General features: G+C 35.6%; 19 protein-coding genes and 1 pseudogene. 16 read left to right on the forward strand and 4 right to left on the reverse strand.

Going from position 1 to position 22,932, the window contains the following annotated elements; genetic code table 11:
• Nucleotide 1: 1 nt before the first annotated feature.
• The 10 genes and pseudogenes from BKP57_RS15145 (at nt 2) to BKP57_RS15190 (ending at nt 11,795) form a co-directional block, all read left to right on the forward strand.
• Nucleotides 2-913 (forward strand): ATP-grasp fold amidoligase family protein, encoded by a 912-nt coding sequence (locus BKP57_RS15145; RefSeq protein ID WP_198034998.1) that lies wholly within the window; start codon nt 2-4, stop codon nt 911-913.
• 637 nt (nt 914-1,550) lie between these two features.
• Nucleotides 1,551-2,513, forward strand: coding sequence for a N(5)-(carboxyethyl)ornithine synthase (locus tag BKP57_RS15155; protein WP_072741879.1), 963 nt, complete (start codon nt 1,551-1,553; stop codon nt 2,511-2,513).
• 59 nt (nt 2,514-2,572) lie between these two features.
• Nucleotides 2,573-3,739, forward strand: a complete 1,167-nt coding sequence (locus BKP57_RS15160) for a nucleotide sugar dehydrogenase (RefSeq protein ID WP_050351274.1) — start codon at nt 2,573-2,575, stop codon at nt 3,737-3,739.
• 165 nt (nt 3,740-3,904) lie between these two features.
• Nucleotides 3,905-4,822, forward strand: coding sequence for an LCP family glycopolymer transferase (locus BKP57_RS15165; protein ID WP_072741880.1), 918 nt, complete (start codon nt 3,905-3,907; stop codon nt 4,820-4,822).
• A 693-nt stretch (nt 4,823-5,515) separates the two neighbouring features.
• Nucleotides 5,516-6,799 (forward strand): helix-turn-helix domain-containing protein, encoded by a 1,284-nt coding sequence (locus BKP57_RS15170; RefSeq protein ID WP_156875349.1) that lies wholly within the window; start codon nt 5,516-5,518, stop codon nt 6,797-6,799.
• A gap of 17 nt (nt 6,800-6,816) precedes the next feature.
• Nucleotides 6,817-6,957, forward strand: a complete 141-nt coding sequence (locus BKP57_RS22220) for a hypothetical protein (protein WP_156875350.1) — start codon at nt 6,817-6,819, stop codon at nt 6,955-6,957.
• Between the two features lie 212 nt (nt 6,958-7,169).
• Entirely contained in the window at nt 7,170-8,123 is a 954-nt protein-coding gene (locus BKP57_RS15175) for a response regulator transcription factor (protein WP_050351271.1), read from the forward strand.
• An 817-nt stretch (nt 8,124-8,940) separates the two neighbouring features.
• Nucleotides 8,941-9,789: an ABC transporter ATP-binding protein gene (locus tag BKP57_RS15180; protein WP_072741881.1), complete on the forward strand. Its 849-nt coding sequence runs from the start codon at nt 8,941-8,943 to the stop codon at nt 9,787-9,789.
• Nucleotides 9,786-10,484 (forward strand): ABC transporter permease, encoded by a 699-nt coding sequence (locus BKP57_RS15185; RefSeq protein ID WP_232231185.1) that lies wholly within the window; start codon nt 9,786-9,788, stop codon nt 10,482-10,484. Before BKP57_RS15180 ends, BKP57_RS15185 begins: the two co-directional genes overlap by 4 nt.
• A 768-nt stretch (nt 10,485-11,252) precedes the next feature.
• Nucleotides 11,253-11,795 (forward strand): annotated as a pseudogene (locus BKP57_RS15190) (GNAT family N-acetyltransferase).
• Between the two features lie 491 nt (nt 11,796-12,286).
• On the opposite strand, the gene BKP57_RS15195 reads toward BKP57_RS15190, so the two are convergent.
• From BKP57_RS15195 to BKP57_RS15210, 4 genes are all read right to left on the reverse strand, one after another.
• The gene (locus BKP57_RS15195) at nt 12,287-12,625 is read right to left on the reverse strand and encodes a hypothetical protein (protein ID WP_072741882.1); all 339 of its coding nucleotides are present in this window, start codon (nt 12,623-12,625) and stop codon (nt 12,287-12,289) included.
• 1 nt (nt 12,626) lies between these two features.
• Complete coding sequence (locus BKP57_RS15200) at nt 12,627-14,480, reverse strand: DUF6792 domain-containing protein (RefSeq protein ID WP_072741883.1); 1,854 nt, start codon at nt 14,478-14,480, stop codon at nt 12,627-12,629.
• Nucleotides 14,477-15,088 carry a hypothetical protein gene (locus BKP57_RS15205; RefSeq protein WP_072741884.1) on the reverse strand — a complete coding sequence of 204 codons (612 nt, stop codon included), beginning with the start codon at nt 15,086-15,088 and terminating at the stop codon, nt 14,477-14,479. The genes BKP57_RS15200 and BKP57_RS15205 overlap by 4 nt, the downstream gene beginning before the upstream one ends.
• A 281-nt stretch (nt 15,089-15,369) precedes the next feature.
• The gene (locus BKP57_RS15210) at nt 15,370-15,978 is read right to left on the reverse strand and encodes a hypothetical protein (RefSeq protein ID WP_072741885.1); all 609 of its coding nucleotides are present in this window, start codon (nt 15,976-15,978) and stop codon (nt 15,370-15,372) included.
• A 332-nt stretch (nt 15,979-16,310) separates the two neighbouring features.
• On the opposite strand from BKP57_RS15210, the gene BKP57_RS15215 reads away from it, so the two are divergent.
• The 6 genes from BKP57_RS15215 (at nt 16,311) to BKP57_RS15240 (ending at nt 22,706) form a co-directional block, all read left to right on the forward strand.
• The gene (locus BKP57_RS15215; protein ID WP_050351266.1) at nt 16,311-17,063 is read left to right on the forward strand and encodes an IclR family transcriptional regulator; all 753 of its coding nucleotides are present in this window, start codon (nt 16,311-16,313) and stop codon (nt 17,061-17,063) included.
• A gap of 16 nt (nt 17,064-17,079) precedes the next feature.
• Complete coding sequence (locus BKP57_RS15220) at nt 17,080-18,033, forward strand: sugar kinase (protein ID WP_050351265.1); 954 nt, start codon at nt 17,080-17,082, stop codon at nt 18,031-18,033.
• Between the two features lie 301 nt (nt 18,034-18,334).
• Nucleotides 18,335-18,970, forward strand: coding sequence for a bifunctional 4-hydroxy-2-oxoglutarate aldolase/2-dehydro-3-deoxy-phosphogluconate aldolase (locus BKP57_RS15225; RefSeq protein WP_232231186.1), 636 nt, complete (start codon nt 18,335-18,337; stop codon nt 18,968-18,970).
• 14 nt (nt 18,971-18,984) lie between these two features.
• Complete coding sequence (gene dgoD / locus BKP57_RS15230) at nt 18,985-20,133, forward strand: galactonate dehydratase (RefSeq protein WP_050351263.1); 1,149 nt, start codon at nt 18,985-18,987, stop codon at nt 20,131-20,133.
• Between the two features lie 122 nt (nt 20,134-20,255).
• Nucleotides 20,256-21,593 carry a glucose transporter GlcP gene (locus tag BKP57_RS15235; RefSeq protein WP_050351262.1) on the forward strand — a complete coding sequence of 446 codons (1,338 nt, stop codon included), beginning with the start codon at nt 20,256-20,258 and terminating at the stop codon, nt 21,591-21,593.
• A 33-nt stretch (nt 21,594-21,626) separates the two neighbouring features.
• Entirely contained in the window at nt 21,627-22,706 is a 1,080-nt protein-coding gene (locus tag BKP57_RS15240) for a M24 family metallopeptidase (RefSeq protein WP_072741887.1), read from the forward strand.
• Nucleotides 22,707-22,932: the final 226 nt, after the last annotated feature.

Consider the following 22,932-nt stretch of genomic DNA (forward strand, 5'->3'; position numbering starts at 1 on the left):
ATTGAAAAGTTATATTAAACGAAGTAATTTAGTACTATTAATTTATAGGAAAACAATCAGATTTATTCATAGTTTTCTTTCTATAATTTCCCCAAAATTTTCAACAAAAGTTTTATATAAAAAGTATTTTGGAAAGAAATTGAATCTTGATAATCCAAAAACATTGAATGAAAAAATTCAATGGTTAAAATTAAATACTTACAATAATAACCATTTAGTTACCCAATGTGCTGACAAATATCAAGTAAGGAAATATGTTGAATCATTGGAATGTGGTGACATTTTAAATGATTTAATTGGTGTATGGGATAATATCAACGAGATTGATTGGGAAAAACTACCGAATAAATTTGCTTTGAAAGTTAATCACGGTTGTGGATATAACATAATATGTAAAGATAAAAAACAATTGGACATAAAAAAAACTGAAAAACAAATAAAGAATTGGTTAAAGGAAGATTTTTGGAAATTACGTGCGGAGATTAATTATAAATATATACCCAAGAAAATAATTTGTGAAAGGTACATTGAAACTCATACTGGGGAGCTACCTGAGGATTTTAAAATTTATTGTTTTAATGGAGTCCCAGAATTTATAATGTTGTGTGTAGGTAGAGAAGAAGGAAAACCTAAATTCTATTATTTTGATAAATTTTGGAATATAATGCCATACACTAAAGACGCCCTCGAAAACCCAGATGTAAAAATAATTAAACCAAATGGTATAGATCAAATGTTGGTATACGCTGAAAAACTATCCCAGCCATTTCCTTTTGTAAGAGCAGATTTCTATTTAGATAACGGTAAAGTAATATTTGGAGAATTAACATTTACGCCGTCTGCGGGCTTAGATACAGGTAGGTTGCCTGAAACAGATAGAGTTCTAGGTGACCTCTTAAAGCTACCAAACTAACATTAAACCAGCGTTTAAAATGTTAAATAGTACAGATATAAAAGTAAATATTAATGGAATTAATTTATAAATATCGTGACCTACCATGTGTTTTTGCCAGTTTATTATGTTACGCTTTTTGTTCGTTACCTTGAGAAAACAATTTTATTTACTGAATAAGAACGAAATACATTTTGGTATTGACCCTTTATCACCGTTATTAGCGTAAAGATATACTGAAGGTGCAGAGCACATGAGGCATATATATTTATTAAGAACGACAACCACACTGTTTTTTCTTTCTGATGTGTTACTTGATATTCTAGAAGAAAAGGTAATAACTTAGTTTTTAAAAGCGTTTCAATAATTGGCATTTCATCAACTTGAAGCTTGAACAATAGGGGGATCGTTTCATCGAACTGCTCTTTATCAGCAGGTTTACTAAGAGCAACTTTCTCTTGAAACTTGATATAAGCGAGCAAATAAATACGGGTGAATTTGTCACTTCCTACCTTGGATATCTGGTGTAAGTATGCAACCTTACCACACACCCTTTCAGAGTAGCAAAATTTGCATCTAAAGACTAGTAAATTAAGGTTTAAAGAAATTTTTACTATATAACTTTTAACAATACGAAATAAAATTGGGAGGTAAAAAAATGAAAACTATGGGATTTGTAGTAAGTAAAAAGGAAAATGAAAAAAGAAGAGCCTTACTACCACAGCAAATCAAATTTATTAAGAACAAAGGTAGTTTATTTTTTGAAGAGGGTTATGGCGAAGTGCTTGGCTACAATGATAAAGATTATATTAAAGAAGGTGTGAACATTGCCTCAAGGGAAGAAGTGTTAAAGAAAGATATAATATGCGATCCTAAAATTGGAGATGCTGAATATCTTAAAGACTTAACTCCTGGCCAAACTATTTTTGGTTGGGTACATGCTGTTCAAAATAAAGATATTACAGATGTACTTATAGAAAACAGGTTAACTGCTTTTGCATGGGAAGATATGTTTATTGAGGGGAGACACGTCTTTTGGAGAAATAATGAATTAGCTGGAGAAGCAGCCGTTATGCATGCATTTACCTTATTTGGTAAATTACCATATGATTGTAAAGTTGCCTTAATTGGGAAAGGGAATATAGCTAGAGGTGCTTATAAGATATTATCATCATTAGGCGCTGAAATAGTTGTTTATGATAAAAAAATGGAAAAGTTGCTGAGAAGCGAAATTGAGTATTTTGATGTCATTGTTAATGGAGTTTTATGGGATGTTACTAGAGATGACCATATAATATATAAAGAAGATTTGATGAGGATGAAAAAGCCATCTATGATCATTGATATTAGTTGTGATAAAGCTGGCGGGATCGAGACTAGTATACCTACTACGATTGAAGATCCTGTTTATAGTGTCGAAAACGTTTTACATTATGTTGTTGACCATACTCCTGCATTAGTAAGTAGCTCCGTGACAAAAACAATAGGGGATGAATTAGTAAAATATATAGACACCCTAATTGAATCCAATATTGTTGAAAATGGTACTTTAAAGGATTCATTAATTATTAATGAAGGAAAAATAATTGATGAAAGAATTTCCCAGTTCCAAAATCGCTAGTCTATTTGATCACTCAGTATGAAATAATAAATTAATTATAATAGTTGGAGGAACTACATATGAAAATCGCAGTTGCAGGAACAGGGTATGTTGGCTTAGCAAATGCCGTACTTTTAGCACAGCATAATGAAGTGGTGGCACTTGATATTCTGCAGGAGAAAGTAGATATGATCAATAGTAAACAATCTCCTATTGTGGATGCAGAGATTGATAGTTTCCTTAAAAATAAGAAAATGAATTTACGTGCTACAACTGATATAGAAGAAGCGTATAAAGATGCTGATTATGTGGTTATTTCCACGCCGACCAACTATGATCCCGATAAGAACTATTTTGATACATCAACCGTTGAATCCGTTATTCGCAATGTATTAGATACAAATCCTAATGCCGTAATGATTATTAAGTCTACTGTACCAGTTGGTTATACGAAAGAGATTAGCATTAAATTTGCTACAAGTAATATTATCTTTTCTCCAGAATTTTTACGTGAAGGCAAAGCTTTATATGATAACTTGAATCCATCTCGCATAATTGTCGGGGAGCAGTCAGAGCGTGCAAAAGTATTTGCTGATTTATTAGTTCAGGGTGCAGAGAAAGAGGATATTCCTGTTTTATTTACGAGTTCAACAGAAGCAGAAGCAATTAAACTATTTGCCAATACATATTTAGCTATGCGTGTGTCGTTCTTTAATGAGCTAGATTCCTATGCAGAGGTTCGTGGTTTGGATTCCAAGCAAATTATTGAAGGGGTATCGCTAGACCCTCGTATTGGTGGGCATTATAATAACCCATCATTCGGTTATGGTGGTTACTGCTTGCCGAAAGATACGAAACAATTATTGGCAAACTATGAAAATGTGCCGAACAATATTATCCAAGCAATTGTGGAAGCAAATCGGACAAGAAAAGATCACGTTGCTAATATGGTTCTGGAGCGTAAACCGAAAGTGGTTGGGATTTACCGTTTGACCATGAAGACAGATTCAGACAATTTCCGCCAATCTGCTATTCAAGGTGTCATGAAGCGCATTAAAGCCAAAGGCATTGAAGTGATTGTCTATGAACCAGCATTACAAGAAGAAACATTTTATAACTCTCGTGTCGTCAATGACCTTGAAGCATTCAAAGCAGAAGCAGATGTCATTGTTGCTAATCGACTGGATGACAATGTTCGAGATATAGCTGACAAAGTATATACAAGAGACTTGTTTAGCAGAGATTAATCATCGACTCGCATGATGACAGATTAGACCTAATGACAGCTTTCAAGCTGCCATTAGGTCATTTGTGTTTGACTTAATATGGTATACTTTTAAAGTAGAAATATCCAAGCATATCAAATTGTCGAATGACTGAAAATACAAGAAAAGAAAGTACAGGTGAAACCGATGAAACGAAGGGAAAGAAAAAAATCACGTAAGCTTTGGCTGAAAATTCCACTTGCCATCATTTTAGTACTTATACTAGGCGCTGGTGGTTACGCATTTTCCATATATAACAACGCAAAGTCAACTGTAAATGACAAAATAAATGAGCCTATAGATACGATTGATACAAAAGTAGCTAAGAAGAAAGTAAAGGCGACAGAGTCATTAAATATCTTACTTCTTGGTATCGACGAACGAGATGGCGATCGTGGACGTTCTGATGCATTAGTAGTGCTATCTTTAAATCCAAAAGAAGATACCATGCAACTGGTCAGCATTCCTCGTGATACACGGACGACGATTGTTGGAAAAGGGATACAGGATAAAATTAATCATGCCTATGCCTATGGCGGTGCTGATATGTCTGTTGCTACGGTAGAGAACTTCCTCAATATCGACCTAGACTATTATGTGCGTATGAATATGGAAGGTTTAGAGGAACTTGTCGATCAGCTGGGCACTATTCAAGTCGATAACGAAGTAGAATGGGATGACGGTCAATATCAATTTATGAAAGGTCCAGTAGAATTAGACGGTGATAAAATGATGCACTTTGTCCGTATGCGTAAGCAAGATCCTGCTGGAGATTTTGGTCGTACCGAACGTCAGCGTAAAGTTATCGAAGGGATTATTGATAAAGGCGCTAGAGTTGGCTCTGTCAACAAAATTAATGGCGTGATTGACGTACTTGGTGATAATATGGCAACGAACATGGATTTTGATGATATGAAAGAATTACTATTCGGATATACGGATGTGCGGAAAAATGTCAATAGCTATATGATGCAAGGAAGTGGCACCAAGATTGAGGGCGTTTATTACTATATGGTCCCAGAGGAAGAAGTATCCAAGGTTCATGGAATGATAGCGGGGATTTAGACATAAAAATATCAAATTTAATGTCGTTAGTGTGTAGAAAAAGATCTTTTTACTCCGAATATAACGTGCTGTAAGCCTCCTACTTCAGGAGTTAACTGTACTGCAACAAGGCTAAGCACCTATATACCAGATTTGTTCAGAGGTCCTTAGATCATACCCTTGGACTACTAACAATCAGTGGGGGATGAATGAAAACCTCCACTGCTTGAGAACTTTATCTTTACTTTATTCCTCCCTTCCCGATAATGAAATAAAGGGAGCTCGTAAGTTTAGAAAAAACTACAGCTTTTTCCATAGAAACTTGGTGAAAGCTGTAGTTTTTCTTGTACTATCCTATTTACCCCTACCCCCGCAATTAATGGGGCTTGGGGATTAAATAGACATAAAATCGCCAAAATATACTAATATATCACGTAATTTTTGGAATTGATTTGGTGTTTTTTAAATAAGGACTTTTTCAGTGGCTTCCTGATACTAGGGAGTTTTTCGATGCTCTGTTTAGATCTTATTACTACCTAATTTAGTAACATAGGTTAAAAAATTAGCATATTCTCCTGTTTGATGAAAATTAGTAAGTTATAAAGCTAAATTCAGCTCAAAAAACACGTAAAAATCAGATTATTTTATCAATATGATTTTTCTGAATTAATGTTATAATATAACTAGATAAGCATATTAATTTTAGAATAGCGGGTGAATTTAGTGGATATCGGCTCACTTATTAAATTGCACCGATTGAAATGCAAAATGACACAAGAAGAATTATCGGAGGGCATCGTTTCCTTGTCCTATCTATCAAAAATAGAGAATCAAAAGACTAATGCAAGCCCAGAAATCCTCCAGTTACTCTGTAATAGATTAGGAATTGAAATTTCGGAAGATACAGATAGAGAGATTGAGGAGAAGTGCAAAGAATGGTATGATATGTTGTTTGATAAGTATGATAAGAAGGTAATGACAGAGAAGTATGAAGAATTACAACAGCTAATGGAGCATAAGATTAATAAACATACAATTATGTTTGAAATACATACAATCCGTTACTATATCGTCTTACGTGATTTGGGGAAAGCTTTACATAAAATGAATAAACTGCATGATATGGTTGATTCTTTTAACTATGAAGAAAGTTATTACTGGTATAAATTTAAAGGAAACTATTATACACATAAAGAAGTTCATCAAGAAGCGTTGCGGAATTATAAATTGGCAGAAGAAGTAATTCGTTTAGCCAATATCGATGATAAGGAAATAGCTAATTTACATTATGCACTATCGATAACCCATAATTATCTACGTGAAGATTTAGCGGCTGTAGATTATGCGAATCGTGCAATGGCGGTATTTCAGCGGAATTATGATTTTATTTACTGTGCGCAATGTCATATTTTATTAGGTATATCGTATCAAAGGGTAAAAGATCTAGATACGGCAATAAAAAACTATAATCTGGCATTGCACTTAGGAAAATTAAATAAAAATGAAAATATCGTTTATCTAACGCATTATAATTTGGGGTACCTTTATTCCATGATGGGAATTTCAGAAGAAGCGATTAAACATTATTCATTAGCTATAGAAACGAAAGATTTAGCAGATAAAACTAAATTAGATGCACTTACTCATTTAGTTCAGGAACTTCACACGATTGGTGATTATGAAAAAGCAAAAGCGTATTTGCATCAAGCTAAGGAGATATTAGAATTAGCTAAATGCAAATACGATGACTTTTACAACGGATATCACAATTACATGATTCAAGTATATACGTGTTTACTCTATGGCGATTTAAAGAAGTTTAAATCGATATTAACAGATGACTTTATACCTTACTTAAAACAACAAGGAGATTATAGTAATTTGGTATTTTATGCGAAATTGTTAGCTACTTACCTAGAGGAAATGGGGAAGTATAAAGAGTCTGTTGAATATTATAAATTAGCAAATAGCAGTTATGACCAATTAATCAAGTTGTAATCGGGGAGGGATATCGTTTGAAAAACTTAGTAATGACAATGGCATGTGGAGTTTTACTTATCGGTGGATTTTTATTCACGAATAAACAATATGAGGATACCGCATCACGTCCTCCAAGTCCAACGTTTACAATGTCAATTGATGATGTAAAAATGTAAAGGAATCAATGCACTTTACGTAAGCGTCAAAGAGCGCATATCTTCGTATAGATATGCGCTCTTATATGTTTACCTAAATCCAGCACTCCACTTCCATGATGATAAAATGCGAATCATCGAAATTATCCTTTTTGTGAATGAGCTTTTGTAAAAGACTTCATGGTATACTAAACATTGTAAAAAAGATTATTCGTTTGAACAGGGGTTTGCATATGACACAATTTACAATTCATGAAAAGATGATACATAGTGAGTTATTGCCGCCATTTTCCCTCACCATTGAAGGTGCGTATACGGCTACGGTTTATAGTGATATGGACATGCAGGATGAGCTGATAAAAGTCCTGCAAAATAACGGGAATTACACTATTTTTGATCAACAGGAAGGCTTGTATCAACGGCTTACGGTAGAAGGGAACATCGCTTTTTTTCATAAATGGTTCCATTGTAAGACACCTTTAGCGGAGATTCTCGTATTGTTTTCCTTGCAAAACAGTGCTAAAAAGCGTTTGCATACATGTTCGGAGTCGGAAATTCGTCGGGTTTATTATGCGAAATATTTCATGAGTGGTGTGCAACCGATGATTTTTTGTGAACCCGTCCATGGTGCGGATGTTAGAACAATGGATGCTTTTATCCATATGCTGCAAAAGTTAAAGGAAAATCAAGTGCCTGTGTTAATTTTGGTTTCTAATATGGAACACGCATTGTTGCTTGGTGATATAGCGTACAAACTGCAAAAAAACGGTCTGCAGCAAATTGAACTGGATGAAGGGGAGCCGAGTGTAGGAGAGGAAAGTAATAGCTCTGGTACAACAATGACGACGAGCTTTTTCAAAATCCCGGCAAAAGTCGATGATAAAATGATATTGTTTGACCCTTTAGAGATTGATTACATCGAGAGTCAGGACGGGAAAGCGATGATCGTCGTAAATGATGAGTCTTATGCCTTGGACTCCACACTTGGGGACATGGAGAAAAAATTAGCAGTGTACGGTTTTTATCGCTGCCATCGATCTTACATTGTCAATTTGCAAAAGGTTCGTGAAATTATTACATGGTCAAAAAATACGTATTCTCTCCGAATAGATAATCAATCCCAATCGACCATTCCGCTGTCACGAACAAAAATACAAGAAATTCAGGACAAATTTAGCTTGAAGTAGGATTCGTTTAATATTTCTTGGCTTTACGATCTAATGGATAGTGGTTATTAAATAAGGCAATACATACAGTTTATTTTTCGCTATAGGAAAGTATAAAGGTTTAAGGTTTATAGTATAAGAAAAGTTACAGCTTCCGCCATAAAGATTAGGCGGTAAGCCAAGTTTTTCTAAAAAGATAAGAAACCACCATGGCTCGCCTAGAGCGCGAGCCACCATCTATGATGAAGAATTTTGCTTTATAATGTTTAGATTCTTGAAATACTACCTAAAATAAATAAGTTATATAATGGTAAATAGCGTTTTCTTCATACAAAAGTATAAAATTAGACGCTTGGAGATACGAAATAACCGACTAGTCACGTCCGGCGCATGAGCCCAGCAACGATGCGACTTTAGAAATGCACCCTACGATAAGGCCTCATCGGTTCGTCGCAAAGAGGAAGGCCGATTAAAAACGGTCGGCATACCCCTGTTTTTAGTGGCATGATTCCTAAATCTTTAGTTGATTCGTTCCATTAGCTATGTTGCTAAACGAGCGCTTGCGCCTTTGTTCACATATGACAAAAGGTGTTTGGTACAGATTTATGGGACGAATTAGCGGTACAGTTCACAGTGGCAATGTTACCATTCAACTAAAACGTTGATGTTTTTCAACTTGAGAGGTAACTTGGCTAATGAAGGTAGCGACCATATTGATTTTAGATAGTAGAAAAGTAGGTACAATTCATCCTCCAAAAGGTACATTTCATCCTTCAGTTGCTGCATCCGCTAGCTTTATCCGCTAAGCTAGAAGCAGTTCAGCGAAGGAGGTTTTCAATTGGAAAATATTATAGCAGTTGAAGGAATACAAAAATCGTTCGGACAACATGTGGCACTGAAAGATGTCCGATTTCATGTAGAAGAAGGAGAAATATTTGGCTTGCTTGGACCAAGTGGATCGGGGAAAACAACGACGATAAAAATCTTAACGGGAGAGCTTGGGCAAACAGCAGGGCGCGTAAAGGTACTGGGAATGAATTCGAAACAAATGGGAACCGCTGATTTTAAATCTAAAATTGGTATACTATCTGACAATAGTTCCCTTTATGAGCGATTAACGATTTATGACAATTTGAAATTATTTTGTAAATTATACCATGCTCCTTTAAAGCAAATAGATGCCATTCTGCGTGAGGTGAATTTATATGACGAACGCAAAAAAACGGTATCGAAGTTATCAAAGGGAATGAAGCAGCGTGTACTGCTCGCTAAAGCGCTCATTCATAAGCCAAAGCTCGTGTTTTTGGATGAACCAACATCAGCCTTAGATCCTGGAAATATGGCGCATATTCATCGAGGACTGCGGAAATTGAATGAAGCAGGAACGACGATTTTTCTAACTACACATAATATGGAAGAAGCGAATTCCTTATGCCATCGTGTTGCTTTTCTTCACGAGGGGGAAATAGTGGAATTGGATGATCCAGATGAACTTCGCTACAAGCATTCGACGCACGCCTTTCATATTGAAACATATGAAGGAGAGCGGATCGTGATTAAAAATACCCCAGACAATGCAGATCGAATTAAGGAATTGATTGTATATAATCGGGTAAAATCCATGCAGACAGATAAGCCAACATTAGGGCAAATCTTTTTGAAAGTAACCGGGGAGGAGCTGGTATGATGAATATTCAACGCATAAGCGCTATTTTTGAAAAAGATATAAAAGATTTTATGAAAAATATGATGCTATTGATGATGCCGCTTGTCCCGATAATTTTAGCTTTATTATATAAGCAAATGAGTAATGGGGAAGAGTTTCCAATCTTTTTCTTGTATCTGATTGTAGGAATAGCGTATTCTTCAGTTACGTCAACCTGTATGATGACCATGATGGCTGAAGAAAATGAAAAGAAAACGTTACGCGGACTGATTCAGTCACCTGCCTCCATGGTAGACATTCTTGTAGGTAAAAGTCTCGTCGTCGCACTCATAACTTTTATCTCTTTAACAGTTTCTTTATACTTTGTGGGGATTGCCCCATTCTTAAATGGGAAAGCTATTCTCGCGTTGATTTTATTGTTTGTGTTCTTTCTATTCTTAGGTATTGGCATTGGCTTATTTTCTAAATCTATTTCTGCAACATCTGCTTATACGTTGCCCGTCATGCTTTTGTTTGGATTCACACCTATACTTGGTTCTCTCCAGCTAGATGAGGATGGGATCGTTATGAAAATTACCGATACGTTTCCAATTATGCAAGCTATTGAATTGCACGAGAAGAGCTCTTGGATGCCACTAGCAATCATTGCTGGTTGGGTTTTGGCTGCTGCTTTGTTCATGTATATTTGCTTTAAAAAGACGATGACAGATGATTAAATGATTTGGAGGGTGGATTTGTAGGAAAATTGAAAGATCAGTGGAAGAGTGATTTACTTTTCCCCTGGTTTTTATGGAAGATAAGAAACCACCATGGCTGCCTAGAGTGCGAGCCACCATCTATGATGAAAAATTTTGTTTTATAATGTTTAGATTCTTGAAATACTATCTAAAATAAATAAGTTATATAGTGGTAAATAACGTTTTTTTCATACAAAAGTAAAAAATGAGGTGCTAGTGGAAAAGGAAATAACCGAATAGCCACGTCCGGCGCATGAGCCTAGCAACTGGGCGACTTCAAGAAATGCGCCTTACGATAAGTCATCATTTATCTCCGTTGATTCCTTCCATTCGCTATGTTGCTAAACGGGCGCCCCGCGCCTTTGTTCCACTATAGGAAAGTATAAGATTTTTTTGGTTTATAGTATAAGAAAACCAAAGGCTTCCGCCATAAGACTTGGTGGCAAGCCAAGTTTTTCTAAGATAGATTAAGAGGCTACTTTACATTAAACTTGTTATGAAGGATTAAAGGAATTGCCTCTCCGCTATTTAGTATGGGAGCAGAAGGTAGTTTAGGAGGTTTTACGTGGAGTGGCGGGCATGATAGCATTTTGGCGTGAGCCAATATCCCTTTCATATTGGCGTCTTGGCTCGTCAATCATGCCCGCCGAGGCTCCATGTCAAACCGACTACGATTCTATCTTTTGGCTGTACTACCAACATTAAATAGCGAGGAGCCAAGGAATATCCAAAGAGGTGAGGTGTAAGATGATTTATATAGAGACATCCAGATTAAAATTGCGTGACTGGGAAGAAACAGATATAGTTCCATTTGCTGAACTAAATGCAGATGAAAATGTGAGGCGGTATTTTCCTAAAACATTATCAACCGAAGAAACAAAAGCTTTTTACACATTGATTGTAGATAAGATCAAAGAGAATGGATATGGACTCTTTGCTGTGGAAGAAAAGGAAACGAATGAATTTTTAGGATTTATCGGGTTTCATCGGGCCACTTTTGAAGCTGATTTTACACCGTGTATCGAAATTGGCTGGCGATTAAAAAAAAGCGGCTTGGGGAAAAGGCTTTGCAACAGAAGGAGCAGCAGGCTGCTTACAATATGGCTTTACAAAATTAAGTTTTACTGATATTTATAGCTTCACAGCTGAGGTGAACACCCCTTCACAAAATGGAGAAAAATAGGTATGAAATATGTGAAAGATTTTGACCATCCGAAGTTGAAGCAGGATAGTATTCTGAAGAAGCATGTGTTATATCATATCAACTGGAATGAATTTAACATTTGCTGAAATGAAATGATAAGTCTGTTAAGTTGGGGAACGAAAAATTTGAATTCGAACGGTTAAACGGTAATTCATGCACGAAAAAAGCAAAATGCGAGCGGCTCATCGGTGAAGTCACGGAAGCAAAAGTAGAACGCGAGCGGTTCATCGGTGAAGACGGAAGCAAAAGTAGAACGCGAGTGGTTCATCGGCGAAGTCGTGCAAGCAAAGTCTGAACACGAGCATATCGTCGGTTAAGCTGTGCATTCATTCCCACACTAATTATTGCTTTGAAAGCTGTTGAACAGGTGGACGTTTAGGGGCTGTTCTCCTACTGCTTGTTCAAGTACGTAAAGCGGGAGATGCTGACAAGCCCTATATATATGTGCAAGCGGAAAGGGGGGGATGGTATTGATAGAGGAGATAGCTTTCCATTACAACTTGAGTACATCCATACGCAGAAATAGTCTTATTCTCGCTCAAAAACACGTCTATAAAATCGCCTTCATTATACGTATTTAGGCAGATGGTGTATTTTCATAGGTAATGGTCATGCGTTGGCTTTTTATTTCATCTACTTGCTCATCCAGCCCTTGCACGATTTTATTGACACGTTTATCTATATGGTCTAGTAAATTACGGTTGTACGTAGTTAACTTTTTTGTTTCTTCTTTCATTGCTTCAACAATTTCCCCCTTTTGATCCTCGTTGACAATAATATCATCCATGAGGTTGAAAAAAGCCTTATCAATTTTAAATATCTCCTCTGTATATTTACGTAGAATTTGTTTCTTATGCATGAGGTTCTCACTTGCAACAATTTTCTCTGTTATTGTAATTGACTCCTTATCCTTCATGTCATTCTCCCTCTACTAAACGAAATAAGGTAGCTACTTCTTTTTCTTCCGTAAACAAATCTTCTATGGCTTTGCGATAATTTTCAATATATGTATAGCTTTTTTCTACACTTTGCTTTAGTTCGTATATTTCTTCATCTAAGTTCGTATGTTCTAACGGAAAAAATACTTCGTGAACTTGAATACGCCTTACTTTTTTATCTAATCGTGAAAAATAAAGGTGCTTTCTAAGAAAATGAGTATATAAACTAGGGTTTGCCTCTATGTCATCTATTTTACGCATAACTTTGTATTTATTTCTGTCATAGCATTTGGAAATTTCTCTGTCAATTGCTGCCTGAAACTGTCGAATCTTAGATAGCTTTTCTTCTAAAACTGTTTTCCCTTCTTGGTACATACGCAAAGCGGCTGAAATATTTACTTTTATTTCTTTATTACCATGATTCGTAGTAAAAACCATATCTGTTCCTAAATAAGATTTTTTACCATCCGACAAACTACTTAAAACTTCCATAATACTATGGCTAGCCTTTAATTCTTCTAAAATTGTCAGTAGCTCTTCTTGATTGAGCACTTCGAGACTATCTTTAATCGCGTTAAAATGTCGCTTTATTTTTAGTATTGCTGTGAAATCACCACCAATTTGTACAAAAAAATTACCAGTATCTCTTACATCCACCCATCTAGACAACGTTTCTTGAATTCCCTCTAATTCCGTTTCAATCTTGGTGAATTCTTTGACAATGAGCTGTTTTTGCTGATTTGAAATATATCCTGCATCTTCTAATCTACTAAAAATTAAATTAGAATTACTTGTAATCGTTTTTATTCGTTTAAGTAGACCTGGCACTTTTTTATCTAATTGACGAATCATTTCATCAATTTCAGCTTGATCTGTCATATAAGTTTTAGGCATATTATCATCGATTTTATTTACAACATCCATATTAACGCCCAAAATCTCTTGCATAGCTGCGTTTACCCCGCCCTGATTAGAAGCAGTGGTGTACTGAATGGCTAGTTCTTGAAATTCCTTCATCACTTCATCTGGAATATCCTCTACTAGTGACCGTAACCCTGGATAATCAGGATTTGTATCCACCATCTCAACATTCCCAAGCGTGAAAAAACCACGTGCAGTACTCGCTGCATAAAGTGGATCATCCTTAGAAATGATCTGATGGATATTTTTTGCCTTGTCTTTATAGTAATTTTCCGCGAATTGACGAAGTTTGTTTGGGTCTATGTCGTAGATGGCAAAATAGTCATTTTCTGAAAGAGAGAGTGAAAAATGACTTCTCACAGCATTTGCGAATTTAGCATTAGCAAAGAAAAGTTGATAATAATTTGTTTGCGCACCATTTACACTATATATTTCATCGAAAGTATTATACATTAAGTGAGCAGTCGTATTATTATTATGAGCTAGCGAATGCGATAAACCAATAACAGGTGTAGAGTCTTCATTATTATTGAGCTTAAAATGATGTTGTGCTGCTAATACAAATTTATTCGTTGCTTTAGCTTGACTATATTCTTTACCAACGAACATCACTTTTATATTATAGTCCCAATCCTTAATATCGGTAGATCCCTGTGAAACAACGTATACTTCATCTTTTTTATTTTCCTTAGCATCTAAATAAATTGCGATACCATCATACCCGGATTGTTCGCCAACTCTTGCTTCTTTTGATGTGTATACTTTAATATCTGCTTCTAGCTTATTCCCTGTTTCCTCTAAATATATTCTCTTTACCTTTTCTATAAATTCCTTCTTCAATAACTTATCATCGTATCCTAATTGAGTTAACCTTAAGCGCAGTTCAGGAGAATGTATAATCCTATTACTCATGATCCATTCACTTCCTTATTCTCATCTATAAAGCGAATCGACTTCATCCAATCCAAAACATACTTTTCATTCTTCGCTTTATTTTTATTACATTTTTCTTTTTGCTCTTGCATACAATCGATTTGATAAACAACTTCAAGCGCTCCATCAGCTTTTTCATTTAGTATATATCCTGCGTACGTATGGGATTCATTTTGATCAATGTTTCCATAATAAAGTGATTGACCGTCCCCTGCTATCTTTTTATAATTTATATCTTTCCCAATCCTAGCACTGAAACTTTCTAAATTCATATCTAATTCATCTGTCGAGTCATAAGAAAAATAAAATATTGTAATCATCGCTCCTCCAACCACGTTATTCTTAAGATGAATCGGGTACCCCTCATGAACCTTTTCTTTGCGTGCATAGGCCCTTTCACCAATCATTCCACCAGCAGGAAAATCCATTTTATATTTTCCCGTTCCAGACAAAAATGGATAATAACCAGGTCGTGTTTCTTCTGGCGATTGTAAAAAACCTCGAGTAAACTCATCCTGAAACGCTCTTACATCAGGCAGGTCTTCGGGGTTCATTTCGGAAGGTTTCTTTGTTTTCTCACTTGCCATTTGACAACCTCCTAAGAAAATTACTAGTAATAGCAGTAAAAAAATGTAATGTTTTTTCTTCACATTTTAGCCTCCGGTGGATAAGTCATTTTCCAATATGACCCATATTTTCAGTTATGTATAGTATATATTTGAACATTGGCAAAGGAAAGTGAAGAGAGGGAATTTTTTAAAAATGAGTATATCGTCTTATGAGGAAAGAAGGTTCTTCTGTAGAAGGGGTGGGTTATTCGGGCAATGGGATGTTTAGCTCAGCTCGGTATTCATCTCGTATAATCATATCATTTATTCACTTCCTTATTCTCATCTATAAAGCGAATCGACTTCATCCAATTCAAAACATGTTTTTCATTTTTCGTTTTGTTTTTATTGCATTTTTCTTTTAGCTTTTGCCTGCAATCAATTTGGTAAACAATTTCAAGCGCTCCATCACCCTTTTCGTTTTGTATATACCCAGCGTAAGTATGAAACCCATTCCGCTCAAAGTTTCCATAATAAAGTGACTGACCGTCCCCTGCTATTTTTTTATAATTTATATCTTTCCCAATCCTAGCACTGAAACTTTCTAAATTCATATCTAATTCATCTTTCGTATCATTAGAATAATAAAATATTGTAATGTCCGCGCTGCCACCAATGTCACTTAGAATATGGACGGAATATTCTTCGTATTCTTTATCATCTGCAAAACACCCCCTTTCATTAATCATTCCACCTTGAGGAAAATCCATTTTATATTTTCTGGTTCCAGACAAAAATGGATAGTAGCCAGATCTTGTTTCTTCTGTCGATTGTAAAAAACCTCGAGTAAACTCATCCTGAAACGCTCTTACATCAGGCAGGTCTTCGGGGTTCATTTCGGAAGGTTTCTTTGTTTTCTCACTTGCCATTTGACAACCTCCTAAGAAAATTACTAGTAAAAGCAGTAAAAAAATATATCGTTGCTTCTTCACATTTTAGCCTCCGATAAATAAGCTATTTTCCAATATGACCCATATTTTCAGTTATGTATAGTATATATTTGAACATTGGCAAAGGAAAGTGAAGAGAGGGAATTTATATGCGGGCTAAATAGCTCCTTCCTAAAATAGCATTTTCAATATCGATCCCTGTCTGTAGAAAATCCTATAATACTTGACAGATCCTAATACTTTATGTAGTATTATAATCAAATTCACACATGTGAATACAAATCATATATGTGAATCAAGGGGGTGTTTGAATGTCAGTTAAATCCGCTAAAAGAGTGATAGAAATTTTTGAGCTGCTTTCACGTCATCAACAAGGATTAACCATTAAAGAAGTAAGTGAGAAACTGAATGTTCCGCAAAGCAGTACATTTAATTTACTAAAAACGTTAAGTACGGAAGGTTATGTTCGCCAAGATATGTTGAAAAAGTACCGGCTTGGAGAAAAATTGATCCCACTTGGTACTATTGCTATGGAGTCTCTGGATATTTATTCTATTGGTTTACCACATCTTCAAAAGCTCATGAACACTGTTCAAGAAACGATATTTATGTCAGTTTTATCTGGAGATGAATTAGTTTATATTGCGAAAATTGACACTAATAGATCCATCCGTACTTCGGCACAACCAGGTTCTAAAAAACCACTTTATTGCACTGGTCTAGGAAAGGCATTTTTAGCTTTTTTGCCAGAACAAAAGAGGGAAGAATTACTTCAGTCCATGGAGCTTAAACCAATTACAGAAAAAACTATTGTTAATAAAGAAGAATTAATAACCCAGTTAAAACAGTTTAACAAAAATGGTTATAGTATTGATGACGAAGAAAGCGAGGAAGGACTATATTGTTTGGCGGCTCCCATTTTCGGAAGTGATCGACAAATAGTTGCAGCAATTAGTGCAGCAGGGCCAAAAGAAAGAATGCTTTCACGTAAAGATTTTATTACACAACAACTAATGGGGTCTGCTCGAAAAATATCTGAAAGCATTGGTTATATAGAGCAGTAGAGTAAGGAGATTTTCAATGGATGTTATAGCAATTGGAGAAACAATGATATCGCTAACACCTGGTTCTAGAGGTTTGATGAGAAACGCAACTTCCTTTATTCCAAAGATAGCTGGAGCAGAGACAAACACGCTTATTGGTTTAAGCAGATTAGGCCATCAGACTGGTTGGGTAAGCCAATTAGGTGATGATGAACTGGGGGCAATGGTCTTAAAAGAAGTTAGAGGGGAAGGAGTCGATACAACCTATGTGAAATTAGATTCCACTAAAAACACCGGGGTATTTTTTAAAGAAATAGCAGACAGTTCAGATGTACGGGTTTTTTATTACAGGAAAAAGTCAGCAGCCAGTTTTATGAATCCAGAGATATTAAATGAATCCTACATTGCTAATGCTAAATATTTATTTATTTCTGGAATCACTCCTGCTATCAGTAAAACTTGCCGTAAAACAATTTTTCGAGCTATCCAAATTGCTCAAGAAAATGATGTGCAAATTGTTTTTGATCCAAATGTCAGGCGCAAACTTTGGGAAGAAAAAGAAGCAAAAGAAACATTACTACAAATTATAGAACAGTCAGATATTATACTCCCTGGTAAGAATGAAGGGAAATTTATATTTGGTGATGAGAACTGTGAACAGATTGGTAAAGCATGTATAAAATTAGGTGCTAAATTGGCTGTAGTTAAACTTGGAGATCAAGGAGCATATTTTACCACAAAAAATAGTGAAGGTTACGTTCCAGCTTATCCAGTTCCAAAAGTAATTGATCCTGTTGGCGCTGGAGATGCGTTTGCAACAGGACTGTTGTCTGGGCTACTTGATAAACTGTCAATTAAAGATGCGGTAGATAGGGCTTGCTTAACTGGGGCGATTGCGACTACTTTTACAGGCGACTATGAAGGCTTACCCGATAGAAAATTATTGCAGCAATATAAAAAAATAGAAAATCGTGAGGATGTCGAAAGATAAAGATCATTTAGGTGAAGCCAGCTTAATAGTAACTGTAATTATTTTTCATTTATAAAAGGCAAACATACGGATAAATCTATTCACTGCAACTAGTAAAATTATTAACTGAATCAAAAATTAAAAATAGTGTCAACTGACATGTCAAACATCCATAATTTGATCTTATCAAGAAAATGGCATACAAAGCTTACTAAAATAGGAGAGTGATTAGCAAATTATTTTTGGTGTTATAGAAAGCGCTCTCTTGAGTAAGTAGAATAACTTATTGCCAAACTAATAAATGCTAATTGGAGGTAATTATTTGGATACGCTTCATTGGATAGAAAAAGAAAAATTAATTGCTATTATTCGTGGCTATAATACGGAAGAGGCTTTGGAAATAGCAAAATCCTTATATGCTGGAGGAATAACCACACTTGAAATAGCGCTAAACAGTCAACAACCTTTTCATACGATTGAAAAAATAAGAAAAGAAATGGGAGACGCCATCAAAGTTGGAGCAGGAACTGTACTTGATCCTGAATCTGCTCGATTAGCGATATCTGCTGGAGCACAATTTATTTTATCTCCAACAGTAAATATTCCCACTATCAAGTTAACCAAACGGTACGGTGTAGTTAGCATCCCTGGTGCATTAACACCTACAGAAATACTAGATGCTTTTGAAGAAGGGGCGGATATCATCAAGGTATTTCCAATTTCTTCTCTTCGATCAAATTATATAAAAGATTTACTTGGACCATTACCTCAATTAAAATTGCTACCTACTGGCGGTGTAACACTTGAGAATATTAAATTATTTATACAGCAAGGTGCAACAGGAGTCGGTTTAGGTGGTTCATTAGTACATCAGACGAATTCAGTTACAAACGATTATTTATCGGAATTAACAAAGAAAGCTAAATTGTTTGTGCAAGAAGCTAACACTATCGATTAATAGGAGGAGCATTTATGAAAATCACAGACTATACATTATATCAAGTTCCCCCACGTTGGCTCTTCCTAAAAATAGAAACGGATGAGGGGTTTGTTGGGTGGGGGGAACCTATTATTGAGGGAAGAGCATTAACAGTTAAAGCAGCAGTGGAAGAATTAATGGAATATTTAATTGGTAAGGACCCACAACGAATTGAAGATCATTGGAATCTATTATATCGGTCAGGTTTTTATCGGGGTGGACCAATCCTTATGAGTGCAATAGCAGGAATTGATCAAGCACTTTGGGATATAAAGGGAAAATATTACAATGCTCCTATTTATCAATTATTGGGAGGGAAATGTCGGGACAAAATCAAAGTATATTCTTGGATCGGCGGAGATCGCCCCTCAGAAGTAGTTACTGCAGCAAAAGAAGTAGTGGATCAAGGGTTTACAGCATTAAAAATGAACGCCACGGAAGAGTTGCAGTATATTGATTCCCATCAAAAAATGGATCAAGTTATTGAAAGAATTTCAGCTGTAAGAGATGCTGTAGGTTCAAGTATAGGAATAGGAATTGATTTTCACGGAAGAGTCCATAAACCGATGGCAAAAATACTAGCAAAAGAATTGGAACCATTCCATCCAATGTTTATTGAAGAGCCTGTGTTACCAGAAAATAACGAAGCATTACGGGAAATAGCTAACCATGTTACTATTCCAATCGCAGTTGGTGAAAGAATGTTTTCTAGGTGGCAATTTAAACCACTATTAAAAGATGGTTACGTTGATATTATTCAACCAGACTTATCTCACGCTGGTGGTATAACAGAATGCAAAAAAATTATATCGATGGCAGAAGCTTTTGATGTAGCTGCGGCGCCACATTGTCCTCTTGGGCCGATAGCTCTTGCAGCCTGTTTGCAAGTAGATGCTACTTCACATAATGCGTTTATTCAAGAACAAAGCTTGGGTATCCACTACAATGTGGAAAGTGATCTATTAGACTATGTTGTCGACAAAGATGTTTTTAAGTATGAAAACGGCTATGTTTATATTTCAAATAAACCTGGTTTAGGGATTGAAATAGATGAGGAGCATGTAAAGCGAATGGCAACTAAATCTGTTAATTGGAGAAATCCTGTTTGGAGACATGAAGACGGTTCCATCGCTGAGTGGTGATCAGTTTTGCAAACGTATAATAAATATTTATTTCAAGTATATTGATAATTTTAATCAGATTAGGAAAAATATCTATCTTTAAATTAAGAAGTCCATTTTCATGGAGAGGAGAAAACCTAAAGATGATAAATAAAAAACTGATCTATATTTTAGGAGCATTGGGTGGTTTATTATATGGATATGATTTAGGCGTCATATCCGGTGCTTTACTATTTATTAAAAATGATATTCCTTTAACAAGCTTTACAGAAGGTTTAGTTGTTAGCTCTTTATTGTTTGGGGCAATTTTTGGATCTGGTTTTAGTGGACCTTTATCAGACCGCTTAGGAAGAAGGAAACTAATCTTTATTATTTCTATTATATTTACTATAGGGACCTTAGTGGCTACCTTTTCCCAAAGCGTAGAAATGCTAGTAGCAGGGCGCTTAATTCTGGGTTTTGCGGTAGGAGGTTCTAGCGCTATAGTACCTGTTTACTTATCTGAAATGGCCCCCACACATGAACGTGGTTCTCTAAGTTCGCTTAACCAGCTAATGATAACGATTGGAATACTATTATCATATTTGATTAATTATGCATTTACAGGTATAGAGGGTTGGCGCTGGATGATTGGCTTAGGGGTTATTCCGTCGATTATTTTAATGATAGGTGTTACCTTTATGCCCGAGAGTCCAAGATGGCTACTAAAATATCATGGTGAAGAAGCTGCTCGACGTGTGATGAAAATAACTCGCACGAAAGAAGAAATTGAAGAAGAAATACATGAAATGATTGAAATTGACAGATTATCTGAAGGGACATGGAAAGTGCTCTCTTCTTCATGGCTTCGCCCAATACTTATAATCGGTTGTATATTCGCTATGTTTCAGCAAATTATTGGGACAAACGCCATTATCTACTATGCACCAACCATTTTTACGGAAGCAGGACTAGGTAATTCAACAGCCATTCTAAGTACTGTTGGAATAGGAAGCATTAATGTTATTGTTACTATTGTCGCGATCATGATAATAGATAAAGTTAATAGAAAAAAACTCTTGCTTATTGGAAATATTGGCATGGTAAGTTCATTAATTATTATGTCAGCATTCATTCATATGGTCGGATTAGCCTCTAGTGCCTGGATAATCGTTGGTTGTTTAACTACATTTATAATCTTTTTCGCGTTTACTTGGGGACCGGTAGTCTGGGTTATGCTTCCAGAACTTTTTCCAATGCGCGCTAGAGGAGCTGCAACCGGAATAGCTACTTTATGTTTATCATTAGGAAGCTTATTAGTTGCTCAATTTTTCCCAATGTTAACCGAAGTTATTAGTATAAAATTTGTATTTCTAATATTTGCGGCTATCGGTGTTATGGCCATGCTGTTTGTAATTAAGTATTTACCAGAAACACGTGGACGTAGTTTAGAAGAAATTGAGGTTGAGCTTCGTAAACGAACGAAAACAAAGAATGCATAATTCTATAATTTGAAATGAAAGGATAGAAACTTAATGACAAAACTGAATCATTCTAAGTTGCTAAGCCTTATGGAACAGGAAAATTTGGATGGAATATTGTTGGCAAGAAGAGATAGCTTTTCATGGTTTACAAGTGGAAGTTATAATTATGTGCTCTTATCAACAGAAATAGGTATTGCATATCTTTATATTACAAGAAAAAATATTATTTGTATTACTAGTGAGATTGAAAAAGATCGTTTGCTTGAAGAGGAGCTCTTTCAGGAAGATATGGATATTGTCACTTGCCCTTGGTATAAAGATATTGATACGTTTGCCTCCTCCTTTTTTAAGGGGAAAATTGGAAGCGATGACGGACGAGTTGGAACCATTCATGTATTACCTCAGTTAAAAGCTTTACGTGCTGGTTTATCAGAAGATGAAATAACACATTACCATTCATTTGGACAAAAATCAGCAGAAATTGTAGAAAATGTATGCCGAATTTGTATGCCGGGAATGACAGAACATGAAATTTCGGGAATGGTTGCAAATCGATGTATTACTGAAGGGATAGAGCCTGTTTGTTTACTAGTTGCAGCAGACGAAAGAATAGACCGTTATAAACACCCTATACCAACTCAAAATAAACTAAAGCACGTATTAATGATTGTTCTTGGCGCACAATATCGTGGACTTAATATTAGTCTAACCAGATTTGTACAATTTGGAAAAATGGATAAATCTAAATACGATAAAGTAAATTCCTTAGCAAATATTCATGCACAAATAATCCATTCAACGGTGCAAGGAGTGCCTTATAAAACCATTTTTGAAAACGCTATAACTGCATATAAAATGGAAGGCTATGAACATGATTGGAAATTACATCATCAAGGGGGACCAACCGGATATTCCTGTAGAGAAGAAATAATATCGTTAGACTCAGAAGGAATAGTTTTAAAAAATCAAGCATTTGCTTTTAATCCTTCATTGAAAGGCATAAAAAGTGAAGATACATTTGTTGTAAAAGAAGAGGGCTGTCTATTGTTAACTAGAACTGCAAGCTGGCCGATTATAACATGTGTGGTAGAAGGAAAAGAATATGCTATGGCGGATGTTCTCATTCGGTAATCCAACAATTTGAATAGATGGTAGTGTGAGTACCCAAACTATTTTAAAAAACTATTGATTTTCTACAGACGTGTTTATCCCATATATAAGGTGCTGTAAGATTCTCACTTGAGGAGTTGGATAATCTGTACTAACAAGTCTAAGTGGGAGGTAGCAGAACCTAGATGCCTGTTCGTAAGAGGCCTTTAGGTCATACCATTACGGTATTAACAATCCGGGGAGAATG

Origin of the sequence: Virgibacillus sp. 6R, from assembly GCF_001895305.1 — a bacterium.
GTDB lineage: Bacteria > Bacillota > Bacilli > Bacillales > Amphibacillaceae > Virgibacillus > Virgibacillus pantothenticus.

Excerpts from the sequence above, each read along its gene's own strand:
- BKP57_RS15155 (WP_072741879.1), top strand. The coding sequence starts at position 1,551 with ATGAAAACTATGGGATTTGTAGTAAGTAAAAAGGAAAATGAAAAAAGA.
- BKP57_RS15160 (WP_050351274.1), top strand. The coding sequence starts at position 2,573 with ATGAAAATCGCAGTTGCAGGAACAGGGTATGTTGGCTTAGCAAATGCC.
- BKP57_RS15165 (WP_072741880.1), top strand. The coding sequence starts at position 3,905 with ATGAAACGAAGGGAAAGAAAAAAATCACGTAAGCTTTGGCTGAAAATT.
- BKP57_RS15175 (WP_050351271.1), top strand. The coding sequence starts at position 7,170 with ATGACACAATTTACAATTCATGAAAAGATGATACATAGTGAGTTATTG.
- BKP57_RS15185 (WP_232231185.1), top strand. The coding sequence starts at position 9,786 with ATGATGAATATTCAACGCATAAGCGCTATTTTTGAAAAAGATATAAAA.
- BKP57_RS15195 (WP_072741882.1), bottom strand. The coding sequence starts at position 12,625 with ATGAAGGATAAGGAGTCAATTACAATAACAGAGAAAATTGTTGCAAGT.
- BKP57_RS15200 (WP_072741883.1), bottom strand. The coding sequence starts at position 14,480 with ATGAGTAATAGGATTATACATTCTCCTGAACTGCGCTTAAGGTTAACT.
- BKP57_RS15205 (WP_072741884.1), bottom strand. The coding sequence starts at position 15,088 with ATGGCAAGTGAGAAAACAAAGAAACCTTCCGAAATGAACCCCGAAGAC.
- BKP57_RS15210 (WP_072741885.1), bottom strand. The coding sequence starts at position 15,978 with ATGGCAAGTGAGAAAACAAAGAAACCTTCCGAAATGAACCCCGAAGAC.
- BKP57_RS15215 (WP_050351266.1), top strand. The coding sequence starts at position 16,311 with ATGTCAGTTAAATCCGCTAAAAGAGTGATAGAAATTTTTGAGCTGCTT.
- BKP57_RS15220 (WP_050351265.1), top strand. The coding sequence starts at position 17,080 with ATGGATGTTATAGCAATTGGAGAAACAATGATATCGCTAACACCTGGT.
- dgoD (WP_050351263.1), top strand. The coding sequence starts at position 18,985 with ATGAAAATCACAGACTATACATTATATCAAGTTCCCCCACGTTGGCTC.
- BKP57_RS15235 (WP_050351262.1), top strand. The coding sequence starts at position 20,256 with ATGATAAATAAAAAACTGATCTATATTTTAGGAGCATTGGGTGGTTTA.
- BKP57_RS15240 (WP_072741887.1), top strand. The coding sequence starts at position 21,627 with ATGACAAAACTGAATCATTCTAAGTTGCTAAGCCTTATGGAACAGGAA.